The 11,558-nt window shown below is 40.2% G+C and carries 10 protein-coding genes; 5 read left to right on the forward strand and 5 right to left on the reverse strand.

Going from position 1 to position 11,558, the window contains the following annotated elements; all coding sequences use genetic code 11:
* Positions 1–45 precede the first annotated feature (45 nt).
* The gene (locus IQ226_RS04105; protein ID WP_193892440.1) at positions 46–1,029 is read left to right on the forward strand and encodes a DUF4365 domain-containing protein; all 984 of its coding nucleotides are present in this window, start codon (positions 46–48) and stop codon (positions 1,027–1,029) included.
* Between the two features lie 150 nt (positions 1,030–1,179).
* On the opposite strand, the gene IQ226_RS04110 is transcribed toward IQ226_RS04105, so the two are convergent.
* Positions 1,180–1,377: a hypothetical protein gene (locus IQ226_RS04110; protein ID WP_193892442.1), complete on the reverse strand. Its 198-nt coding sequence runs from the start codon at positions 1,375–1,377 to the stop codon at positions 1,180–1,182.
* A 132-nt stretch (positions 1,378–1,509) separates the two neighbouring features.
* Entirely contained in the window at positions 1,510–1,851 is a 342-nt protein-coding gene (locus IQ226_RS04115; protein ID WP_193892444.1) for a hypothetical protein, read from the reverse strand.
* 1,486 nt (positions 1,852–3,337) lie between these two features.
* Between IQ226_RS04115 and IQ226_RS04120 the strand changes: the two genes are divergently transcribed.
* The gene (locus tag IQ226_RS04120) at positions 3,338–3,982 is read left to right on the forward strand and encodes a type I restriction enzyme HsdR N-terminal domain-containing protein (protein WP_193892446.1); all 645 of its coding nucleotides are present in this window, start codon (positions 3,338–3,340) and stop codon (positions 3,980–3,982) included.
* 368 nt (positions 3,983–4,350) lie between these two features.
* On the opposite strand, the gene IQ226_RS04125 is transcribed toward IQ226_RS04120, so the two are convergent.
* The 3 genes from IQ226_RS04125 to IQ226_RS04135 form a co-directional block, all read right to left on the reverse strand.
* A complete protein-coding gene (locus tag IQ226_RS04125; protein WP_370567075.1) occupies positions 4,351–5,607 on the reverse strand; it encodes a sulfatase-like hydrolase/transferase in 1,257 nt (418 codons plus the stop codon).
* Between the two features lie 11 nt (positions 5,608–5,618).
* Positions 5,619–7,118 (reverse strand): IS5 family transposase, encoded by a 1,500-nt coding sequence (locus IQ226_RS04130; protein ID WP_193892448.1) that lies wholly within the window; start codon positions 7,116–7,118, stop codon positions 5,619–5,621.
* 109 nt (positions 7,119–7,227) lie between these two features.
* A complete protein-coding gene (locus IQ226_RS04135; protein ID WP_228039228.1) occupies positions 7,228–8,379 on the reverse strand; it encodes a sulfatase-like hydrolase/transferase in 1,152 nt (383 codons plus the stop codon).
* Between the two features lie 395 nt (positions 8,380–8,774).
* On the opposite strand from IQ226_RS04135, the gene IQ226_RS04140 reads away from it, so the two are divergent.
* From IQ226_RS04140 to IQ226_RS04150, 3 genes are all read left to right on the forward strand, one after another.
* The gene (locus tag IQ226_RS04140; RefSeq protein ID WP_193892449.1) at positions 8,775–9,611 is read left to right on the forward strand and encodes a hypothetical protein; all 837 of its coding nucleotides are present in this window, start codon (positions 8,775–8,777) and stop codon (positions 9,609–9,611) included.
* Between the two features lie 109 nt (positions 9,612–9,720).
* Positions 9,721–9,885 (forward strand): hypothetical protein, encoded by a 165-nt coding sequence (locus IQ226_RS04145; RefSeq protein ID WP_193892451.1) that lies wholly within the window; start codon positions 9,721–9,723, stop codon positions 9,883–9,885.
* 356 nt (positions 9,886–10,241) lie between these two features.
* Positions 10,242–11,387, forward strand: a complete 1,146-nt coding sequence (locus tag IQ226_RS04150) for a cytochrome P450 (protein WP_193892453.1) — start codon at positions 10,242–10,244, stop codon at positions 11,385–11,387.
* The last annotated feature ends 171 nt before the right edge of the window (positions 11,388–11,558 follow it).

Below are 11,558 nucleotides of genomic sequence, written 5' to 3' on the forward strand. Positions count from 1 at the left end.
AATGCTGAGACTCTTTATCTTTCCGTTAATTGGTTAATATTATATATGGCAGGCTTTCCAAAGTTTTCTAACTCCGCTCAAATGGGAGAATTGGGTGTAATCCTCGTTAATCGCCTATTTTCCCAAGACTTTCAATGGATCTTCCGTCGTGTACACCAAGAACAAGATTTTGGTATTGATGGATATGTAGATATAGTCAATGACAACAATCAAGTTACTGGGCGTACATTTGCGGTTCAGATTAAGTGCGGAAGCAGTTACTTTAAAAAATCATCAAAATATGGTGAATATTTGTATCAGGGAGAGAACAAGCATTTAAATTTGTGGTTAAATTTTTCAGTTCCCGTAGTTATAATACTTGTGAATCCGGAAAGTGAAGAGTTTTTCTGGAGACATTTTGATATTAATGATACTGAAGAGTATGGTGATGGCTGGAGAATGCCAATACCCCAATCACAAAAGCTGACACTAGAAGCGAAATCCTCTTTGATATCATTAGTAGGTGAAGAGAAAGACTTTAATGATCAGATAGATTGGTATTGGAAATTAAACAATTTGTTGGGCAAGGATCTCAATCCTCTTATTTGCGTGATTTCTCGTAATGAAATTGAGGCTCAAAACTTTTCAGGTCCAACTAAATTTTTTGATCGAGTCCTTATTAACTCTGCTGTAGCTCGAAAGTGTCAGAGTAGCGTAGAATTTTGTATTTATGGGTACGAGTCAGATCCTAGAGAGCTATACGAGATTTTGGAGGTTCGCCATTATTTACAAGCACTTGAACCTATGGTCAAATATTGGTTTTTCTTCCTAAAACATCATCCTAGTTCACATAGCTTGAAATTACTCATGTCATGTGTTTGTGGTATTAATATAATTGGCAATCGTATTAGTATTGATGTATATGATAGAGCCGCTTTTATGATGAGAAATTTTAATTGGCTGAATGAAATTAGTGATCAGCTTAATATCTCGGAGGAGAAGAATCAACAGATATCGGAATCTATAACTGAATACTTATATGACAACTAACATGGTAAATCTTATGAGTTAGCTTAACTAACGCAACCCAACATTAACAGAGCGATCGCCTGTGAGAGTCCTGAAAGCGATCGCCTATTGAGAACGTAAACTATGAGCGATCGCTGAAGGCATCGCTAAACGACAATATTCACCATTACCCTATAAATCTTTATCCAAGTGGCGTAAATAATTAAAAAATCGTATTTTTATCAGAAAGATTAATTTACCAGCAGTTTCTGACTGTTCCTGACTATAACCAAGTTTTGCATAGATACCAGCAGCGGCATTTGCTAATTCTGTAAACTCCTCAGCATCATGTAACCAATATATCTGCGCTTGCAGTTCCCCCAACATCACAGCTAAATTTTCATTAATGGTTTTCTTGATAGATTTCCCAGCAATTATACTAACATGATAATTACTTTGGCATTTCCTCTAAGAATTTCTCAGTACCCCCGGTGATTCTTAGAGGAAAATCCCAAAGGTACGTTATTCCGCCAAATATTCTATCACTGCTTCCAAATCTAACATTGCCTGATTAAATCTATTTAACATTGCTTCTGCTACTTCTGGTTCAGCATTAACTTTTGCTAGTTTTTCTCTAAACACACAGTCCAGAGCTTCTATCCACAGTGCTAAATTTATATGTTGAGCTGCTTTTAATAACCCCATATTAGTAAGTACGGACAAATGAAAACCTAGATTATCTTGTCCACCATACCCCATATATCCGTTACTTAGTTCTAGTTTTTGTGGGGTAAATTCTACATATTGGTCAAAGGTGATACCCTTGGGTTCTAATTGTGGTTGTGGTAAAGATGGTTGAGTCATAAAGTTTATCATTGGGGGAAAGTTGAAGAAGTTGTTGTTCAAGTTCTGAAATAACCATATTTTTATTTAGAAGAAACTGGTAACGATATACTGCCAGTAGACTGTATTTTTGAAGGCGATACAGAATTTCCCAAATCATATTACGATACAGAGGAAAAAGATGATGCGTAAATGGATTGTTTTCCGGGCTGATAAGCGTCAACCAGGTGAGTATGGGGTTCGATATGATAGTGATTTGTTATTGTAAATACTCGCCTATTAATACACCACTTCAATTAATGCCAGAACGACAGATAAGGCTACAGCAAAAACAAACAGTACAAATTTAATATTACACAAACTTCCATTTTGGGAGTTTTTTTTATTGAGATACTAAGTTTAAATTAGCACTGTGGAATTAACTGAAAAAAATTCTTAGAGGAAAATTACTATTGATTGGATTTCCTGGAGTTTTTACTGAGTGCTATAAATTCTCTTATATTTTGTGTAGTATTGCCGTTGTTGATCATGTTTCCCACAGCATGAACTATTTTGTTGGGGACTCCCACAGAACGGTTTTTCCATATTCCAACCAAAAGTAATCGTTCTCTAAGGAAGGGGGCGGTAAAGTGTCCTGAACATACACAAATCCATTCCGCATCGTACCCTTAGCTGTCAATGGTTGCGATCGCGCCTGTAAAATATGACCCTGATGGTTGTTCTGGGTAGTTTGGACAGGTGAGTAATCCGGTAACGTTTTCGATACAAAAGAATTTGGGTTGGATTCTGGTAATGCTTGGTGGTGCAGAAAACCCCTGAAACACCTATAAATAAAGGATTATACCCGAAACAATGGATTTGGGATTTCTCAAGACATCGAACGAGGTCATTGGGTTTCAGCTTCTATTTTAACCCTTCAGGCTTTTCATTGTGAAACTCAAAAAAGTTTTCTGCACCACTAAGTACTTGTACTATGATTTACTAATTAGTTTTGTCGGTTATTGAGGCGCGGGGATACTACTTTAAACTAAAATTTAGGGTTCTACCGCTCCCTTGATGATTTTCCCGGAAAAATATGGCGTAAACCCTTATCATGATTAGGTTTGAGGCTTTAATATTCCTCAAAAATAGCGATTCCTAGGTCGCGCTAGTTCCCTCTGGGACGCAATGCGTTCGCTATCGCTTATTAATTTAGATTAAACCCATGTACAGCAACGTTTTTAGATACCTAAAAGGGATGTTTGATCATAAGGGAAACGGTAGAACCAAATTTAGTTAGATCACCCGGATTTCTCACCAAAATTCTCAAACCCTTATAAAATCTGGATTCTGGAGTTTCACCCTACATCAAAAGTCAACTCCGTAAAAAATGCCTGAAACCGATTCTCTATCCGGGTTATACAACTTGCGATTACATTATATGTGAGAAATACGGGAGCAAAGGTTTCAGGCTTAATAGCTTTTTCTGTACACTGGAGCCTAAAATTTCGTCAGGAGAAATATCAAGATGGTTCAGTCTATTGCGGCCAAGGATGTGACGCTACGGGAATTAAAGCAAAATTTTGGCATTCAAATCGTTCAAGATGCTACTTTTTTTCCTGAGTGGTTGGATGGGCTTGAGGCTTTGAACAAAGAAGAGCAACATTTATTAGATCGGGTGAAGGCTAATTTTTTAGAATTGATGGATGATCCCCCAATGCTAGAAAATACGGTGAAGATGGTGGTACTTGCGCCCTTGTTAGATTTAGCTGGTTTTTATCATAAACCGTTTAGGATTGAAACAGAAACGGGTGTGGCTTTAGAAATGGAGGATGAAGGAACGATTATTCGGGGGCGGATTGATGTTTTGGTGTTAAAAAATCGGCTTTGGTTGTTGGTAATTGAATCAAAACGGAGTGATTTTGCGGTGACACGCGCAATTCCTCAAGCTTTGGCTTATATGTTGGGTAATGAGGAAACTGTGCTACCAACCTTTGGCATGATTACCAATGGTAATGAGTTTTTATTTTTAAAGGTATTGGAACATAAATATGCTAATTCACGGCTGTTTTCTTTGGTAAATCCTGATAATGAGCTTTATAGTGTATTACAGGTATTAAAACGTTTGGGAATGGAGGCGATAGCGAACGCATTGCGTACCGAAGGGAACTAGCGCGACCTAGGAATTGCTGATTGGAATTAGACAATACTCACAACACCCCTAAGCGCGTTCAAATACAATTTGTCGTAGATTAGTAGGAATATAAGTTTTACTCATGCACCTTGTTGTAACTTGAGCAAAGCTTGAGCCTTAGCAAGACGTACCAAATGCTCAATAAACTCATAATGTATCCCTAAATTCCACCAATATAATAAAAGTAGATTTTCACAAGAGGAAACCTGTAGGCTAGGAAAAACCTGACAAAATTGTTAAATTAGTTGTGAGAATATAACTAACTAGAACAATCATTCTGTTGAGTTCTCTTATATGCTGCTGTTGGGTTGCGCTGTCGCTTAACCCAACCTAAAATTCTGTAACGCCTACTGTCGCGCCATAATAGTCCGCATTTCAGCTTCCCGATCTTGAATCAAATCGCCACTAACATCCACCATCACACTATAAATCTTACCCGTAAACTTAAAAGGCGGTTCATAATCCGGTGTAACAGGCGCACCAGGGGCAATTCCACAGGTGACACCACTGGTCAAACCTAGTGCTAAAGGAGTAGTTACAGGCATATCAATCTGCCCGACCAATTTTTCATCAATATACAATTGGGCGCGTCCTGGCGTTCCTTTTCCCTTCGCTAAATCTGGTTGACCAGTAACTTTAAACTCAAAACGCAACTGATGACGACCTACCGGCACAGATGACCCAGATTCTACATGATAGAGCGATCGCCCCACATAATTATGAACCCAGTGCAGTTTGCCATCTTTGACATAGAAAGAATAACCACTATCATTACCCCCATGAGCCAGTAATATCCCTTCAGCGCCACCTGGGGGAATCTCCACATCAGCCGTAATACTGTGGGGACGATTTAACACCCTCACCGCACTACCGGCGGGAATTGCTTGAGTATCAGGATAGTAAACATAGCGGCTACGATTGACCGTAATTTGCGGGCGTTCTTCCGCCAGTCGTTGCACACCACGTCCATCCACAGGCAATACATTATACTTACCAGCTTCCACATACCAAGTAGCAATCATCTCAATTAACTTAGGACGATTATCAGCCGCAATATTGTGATTTTCCGCAAAATCTGAGGCGACATGATACAGTTCCCAATGATGAGTATCCAAATCCGTCAGAGTTTCCGCCGAAATCGCCTCACCAAAAAACTGCCCCGCTTCTGTAAATGAAGGACCCGGCCAAGGACAAACCGCCCGCCAACCATCATAGTAAAGAGAACGATGTCCCATCATCTCGAAATATTGGGTAATATGCTTAGTAGGTGCGGTACTATGATTAAAAGTATGGGCAAAACTGACACCTTCAATGGGGGATTGAGTCACACCCTTAATCGTTGTCGGTGGTTCAATTTCCAGTAATTCCAGCACCGTCGGCACAAGGTCAATAGCATGAGCGTACTGAGTCCGAATTTCCCCTTTAGCCTCAATACCTTGACTCCAATGGACAATTAAAGGGTCGCTAATTCCCCCCCGATAGGTTTCCCGTTTCCACCGTCTAAAAGGCGTATTCCCTGCCCAAGTCCAGCCCCAAGCATAATGATTAAAAGTTTCTGCACTACCTAGGGCTTGCTGAAAAAGTGGAAAAATGCAAAAAAAAATTGCCCAGGTAGTTAGGCAAAAGCAAAGATAAGTTTTTGTTGTTTAAAATCATGTAAAACATCATTTTTTCTCATCAAATTAGAGAAAACAGAGGTTATTTGGAAAAATTGCCATAAAAATCCGCAAAAACCCCTTGATAGTAAGGTAGAAAGATTCATAACTAAAAAAGTAATAGCAATAGTAGTCAGAGAGGTATGAGGAAGTTTAGCCATGACTCTACCCAAACTAAATCTTCGTTTACCCTGCCCAAATTTACCTTCAATACAATTACGAATACCTTCGTCATCAGCGGCTTGTTTCTTATTTTCTTTACTAACATTTTTGGGTGGTCTCCCCAAAGGTGGTCCACTAAGTCTAATTCCTCTTTCTTGACACCAAGCCCGGTTGTCTCTAGTCCGGTAAATTTTATCAGCATGGACTGATTCTGGATAATATCCCGTGAAAGTTTTGTATGCTTCCACCTGTGATTTTAAGTCTCCTGATTCGTTAAAATTATCCCAACTTATATGATCTATAAAGACATATCCGTCATGGCAACTGGCTGATAACTTAGCTCCAAATTCCGTCTTTTTACCCGCTTTTCCCCGAATAATCGGACGGATATGTGGTTGACTTAAACTAACTATCCGGTCTTCTATGCTTTGTTTTTGATTTTCATATAACCAAAGTTGTTGACGATATACTTCTTCTACTACTAGCAAAATTTTGTATTGCCTATTACTCAGGTTTTCTAGTGACGCTCCTAGCTCTATTAGCTGTTGAATATGACCTAAATTTCTCTTAATATATTGGAGTTGAACTTTGATAGCTTTTCTTTTTTCTTTAAGGGTTGGTTTTCTTTTTTTTGCCACTAATAAATAATTTTTTCTAGCTATATTTCTATAAGTTCTTGGTTTGTTTATAGTTTTTACTTCTAGAGATTTATAGAGAATATCTATAATTGTTTCTGTGTGCTTTCTAGCTTGATTTAATAATCCTAAGTCTGTGGGATAACTGACATCTGCTGGTGTACAAGTGGCATCTAATATTAATTTTCCCCGATTGGTCGGTTCACTTTTTGAATCCTCTGCTTCTGACTTTTTTTCTTGTACTGTTTCCTCTAATATTTCTAACGCCTGTTTTACTATTTCTCGGTTGATTTTGTTAACTAGATTTATATCTATTCTTTCTCTAAAATGAACTAACATTGAAGGGTCAAATGGTGGTTTATTACTATAGGCTGACATCCCTATGAAGTATTGTAGGTAAGGATTTTCCCTGATCTGTTCTACTGTTTCTCTATCACTTATTCCTAACTTTTCTTTGATTATTAATGCCCCCAGTGCCATCCTAAATGTTTTAGCTGGCGCGCCTATTTTTTCTGAAAATATTGCTGCGTATTCGCCATCAAATTCTGACCAAGGAATCATTTTTGCCATGATTACCCATCGGTTGTCTAATGCCAATTTCTCCTCAAAGGGTAATTCAAAATTTTCTGGTGCTGTTTCCTGTTCTTGCGCTTTTCTATACATCTTAATACGCCTTGATGCAAGAGGTTTTACCCATTTTAACTCTTTTTCTTGCACCTTTTTCACTTTCTATCCCCATCAAGTCATTTATTTGTCCCGGTTTTATGTTTATTCAGCAAGCCCTACCTAATTTATCCAAGGCCTTGAGATTTTCCTCTAGGGATTCTGGCACATTGTTAAAAAACAGGTTCTCATTTACTGAACCAGTCGGTCCCCCTTCCGAACTTGCGCCATTGTCGGAAATCACCATAATTACAGTATTCTCGAACTCACCGATAGATTTGAGGAAATCGAGTAAACGACCGATATGGTAGTCAGTATGGGTTAAAAAACCAGCATATACTTCCATCATCCGGGCATAAAGCCGTTTTTCTGCGGCAGAGAGAGTATCCCAGCGCGGGACATCGGGATCATGGCGAGAAAGTTCGGCATCTGCGGGAACAATCCCCATTTCCTGCTGACGGGCAAAAACCTTTTCCCTGTAAGCTTCCCAACCATCATCAAATTGTCCCGCGTAAGCATCAGCCCATTCTTTGGGGACATGATGAGGGGCGTGCATCGCTCCCGGACAGAAATACATGAAAAAGGGTTTATTTGGGGCAACCTGCTTGGCATCAGCGATAAAGCTAATGGCCTTGTCTGTTAAATCTTCCGTTAAATGATAGCCTTCTGCGGGGGTCTTTTCTGGCTTAACGGTGTGATTATCATAAACCAAATCTGGATAATATTGGTGGGTTTCTCCGCCCAAAAAGCCATAAAAACGCTCAAAACCGCGACCGAGAGGCCAGCGATCATAGGGTCCGGCGGCTGAAAGTTGGTCTGAGGGGGTTAAATGCCATTTTCCCAACGCATAGGTGTTATAACCCTTTTGGAGTAATATTTCTGAGAGAAACCCATTTTCAAAGGGAATATTCCCATTACCTCCGGGATAACCCGTAGACCCTTCTGTAATGCAGGACATGGCGTTAGAATGGTGATTGCGCCCAGTTAGCAGACAAGAACGGGTGGGAGAACACAAAGCCGTTGTGTGTAAGTTGTTGTAGCGTAAACCATTGGCGGCTAGTGCGTCTAAGTTGGGTGTTTTGATGGGACTTCCGTAACTTCCAAATTGTCCAAATCCTGTATCATCGAAAACGATAAATAGGACGTTTGGTGTATTTTCTTTTGCCCGTAATGGTTCTGGCCAAGCTGGACTGGATTTATCAACTGTCCGGCCGATGACTCCGGGGAAGGTAGTTCCGGGTTTGTATTCACGCAGAGACATAAATCTAAACTCTTGAGAATATTTAATTTTTAACAAAAAGCCCGAAATCTTATATCCTCTTGAGGACGGGTTAATTCATAAATTCATAGATTTGCGTTTCTATACTCATGAGTTACGCGAGTATTAAGAGATACGATCAGATAGATGTATTAGCAGTTCTTGAAACAAATAACGAAATAGAGTAAAATAATCATGAACACATAACCCGACATACAGAAGACCAGACAGAGACATAGCGGAACAGTGCCAGCTAAACAATAAAATATTTTTAAATTTCTTTGAAATTTTAATAAAATAATGTTCTTCTCTAAAGAAGAGGTTAAAACAACCTCACTACTAACATCATGTTATACAATCACCCATTGAAACAAATAACCTAATTGGAGTAAAATACAATGACCGCAGATCAACCAAGAGAAACAGAATTTGGTGAGTTATTAGTCAAAATAATAAAAAAACCATATATTCCTGTTTCCAAAGAACTACTAACCCATCCATGTCCCTCTGATAAACCTGGACAGCCAAAAAGGTTAAGACAAAGTAAACTATCACCCCATGCCTATGCAGAAGTGAGAGAAAAATCGAATAAGATAATTGCTGAACGCAACTTGTACCCTGACTCACATGGGCTATCTTATGATATGTTCATGAAAGTGTTACGTGACTTATTTGGCTGTGATGACGTTCGAGATCCTGAAATGCCAATAACACGCGAGGGAGTCAATCACTTAGTTAAGACCGGAAACCCTTGGAATAAAACAAAATCAGCAGCTACTTTGCAAGAATATAATTTAAAGTTTATTTCCTGTTTCACTCAGGACTACACTTTTGAGCAACTTAAATTAGTGGGTGAAAAAGTAGTGGAAGATTATCATAACTACAGACGCACAGCAAAAGCCGAACCAGTTAAGCTCAGTTTAGATTTTTCACTACATCAGAACAATATACCCAGAGAAGACCTTTATATGAGTCATAAGGATAAAATAACAGATGATAAAGAGAGTGCAAATAATTTGCGATCTCTTATCTGGAATACTTTGATCGAAAAAGGAAGAGATTATTTTCTATGCGCTGGTATTTCAGCAGAAGAAATTTTAACTTTGATTGAAGAAAAAGACCCAGTAATCCGTCCTTCAACTATGAAAAGTCTGTCATTACTTCTAAACTTGTCCTTAGAAGAACTATTTAACTTACTTACTAAGGATACAGATAATCTAAATGTCGGTTTCTAATTTTTTAACCCAAGGATGACCATTTAGAATAGAGTTCCACATAACTTTCTAGAGGCTACGAACCTGTAATCATTTGTACTCCTGAAGAACTTATAGAGAGGTAAAATTGATGTGGGAAGATCCAATTGTAGAAGAAATTCGTCAGACGAGGGAAGCACATTCTCGACAATTTAACTACGATTTAAAGGAAATTTATCAAGATTTAAAAGCACAAGAACAGAAAAGCAAAAGACAATTTGTGTCTTATACTTCCAAAAAGATTAGTTTAGTATAATCGCTTTTGTCCGGCCAATGACTCCGGGGAAGGTAGTTCCGGGTTTGTATTCACACAGAGACATAAATCTAAACTCTTGAGAATATTTAATTGTTAACAAAAAGCCCGAAATTCTATATCCTTTTGAGGACGGGTTATTTCTTGAAACTCCACTCTCTAAAGCTATTCATGAAAGTATTTTGCGAGATTTGCGGTCGCACTAATTACGCTCAATAGGACCTTTAACCAAAGTCCAGTTTCATACTTAAGTTAGAGTACAATTTTTAAACTTATAAGCTAGGTTTTATTGGTTAGTAATTGGTATTAATTACTAATCAATGTAATTGTATATTCGCAATCGTGCGAGAGGAGCATCCATGTCTGACCACACTCCACTACAGGATTGGAATCCGCAGGATACAGAGGTGTTAGCTGATAAGCGTCATGCTTACGACAAAATGCGTAAACGATGCCCCGTCGCGCACAGCGATACGATGCACTGGTCGCTTTTCCGGCACGCAGATGTTGTCGCAGTGATTGATGACCCGGACACCTTTATCAACGCCTCACCGCATCGTGCCATCCCGAATTCCATGAACGGGGTTGAACACGCGAAACACCGCGAGATTCTAGCACCTTACTTCTCCGCATCCGAGATGGCAGGATTCGAGCCGACGTGCCGGGAAATCGCCACGAATACGATGCAAGCGATCGCCCTTCCGGGTACGGCTGATGCAGTGGCGGACATTGCCGAGCCGATCGCTTTCCGAACGATGTGTGCGTTTCTCGGCTGGCCGGAGAAGATGTGGGAACGCATCCGCAACTGGAGCCACAGTAATCGTGCGTCCACAGTCCATCCCGATACTGAGTCTATGCAGATGATCGCGGAGGAATACGCTGCGATTGTAACTGAGGCACTTGAGGATCACCGTCGTCAGGATATCCGGGACGATGTTACCGGCCAGCTAATGATAACCGAGGTAAACGGTCACCGATGGAACAATGAGGACATCATCGCCGTGCTGCGGAACTGGATTGCAGGGCATGGCACTGTAACCGCAGCAATGAGCATTGTGATTGCACATCTAGCGGAGGATCAAAACCTTCAACGCCGTCTGCGCGAACAGCCGCAGCTAATTCCCGCCGCTATGGATGAGATTCTACGAGTGGACGGTCCATTGGTTGCTAACTCCCGAACAACAACGCGGGAAGCCACGATTAACGGTCGTAAAATTACTGAGGGCGAGCGGATCTCGCTGATGTGGATCGCCGCTAACCGTGATCCGCAAGCGTTTGATGCCCCAGAGGAGATCCGGCTTGAGCGTGATCAGCAGTCCAACCTGCTCTACGGTGCGGGCATTCACTACTGTCTGGGAGCGCCGCTCGCTCGGCTAGAGTTGCGCGTGACCATCGAAACGCTACTCGCACACACCACTGAGATATCACTTGCCTCACCCGATCCGCTGGAGCGCGAGACCTACCCCGGAAACGGATTTGTTGCTGTACCAGTGCATATTCGCTAAGTGTCTTTTACCCATGTACCATTTTTGGGCAATTTAGTAAATTATAGGACTTACGCATTGACAAAAAAATGAATCTATGTTGATGAAGCAGCACAAGCATTGGTAAGATTGTCCACAATGTAGTCGCGCACAACTAAAGTGAATAAGTTTCTTTGCACTTCATACCAATTA

The sequence above is a fragment of the Dolichospermum sp. LEGE 00240 genome (assembly GCF_015207875.1).
Taxonomy (GTDB): domain Bacteria; phylum Cyanobacteriota; class Cyanobacteriia; order Cyanobacteriales; family Nostocaceae; genus Dolichospermum; species Dolichospermum gracile.

Excerpts from the sequence above, each read along its gene's own strand:
- IQ226_RS04140 (WP_193892449.1), top strand. The coding sequence starts at position 8,775 with ATGACCGCAGATCAACCAAGAGAAACAGAATTTGGTGAGTTATTAGTC.
- IQ226_RS04115 (WP_193892444.1), bottom strand. The coding sequence starts at position 1,851 with ATGACTCAACCATCTTTACCACAACCACAATTAGAACCCAAGGGTATC.
- IQ226_RS04150 (WP_193892453.1), top strand. The coding sequence starts at position 10,242 with ATGTCTGACCACACTCCACTACAGGATTGGAATCCGCAGGATACAGAG.
- IQ226_RS04105 (WP_193892440.1), top strand. The coding sequence starts at position 46 with ATGGCAGGCTTTCCAAAGTTTTCTAACTCCGCTCAAATGGGAGAATTG.
- IQ226_RS04130 (WP_193892448.1), bottom strand. The coding sequence starts at position 7,118 with ATGTATAGAAAAGCGCAAGAACAGGAAACAGCACCAGAAAATTTTGAA.
- IQ226_RS04135 (WP_228039228.1), bottom strand. The coding sequence starts at position 8,379 with ATGTCTCTGCGTGAATACAAACCCGGAACTACCTTCCCCGGAGTCATC.
- IQ226_RS04120 (WP_193892446.1), top strand. The coding sequence starts at position 3,338 with ATGGTTCAGTCTATTGCGGCCAAGGATGTGACGCTACGGGAATTAAAG.
- IQ226_RS04145 (WP_193892451.1), top strand. The coding sequence starts at position 9,721 with ATGTGGGAAGATCCAATTGTAGAAGAAATTCGTCAGACGAGGGAAGCA.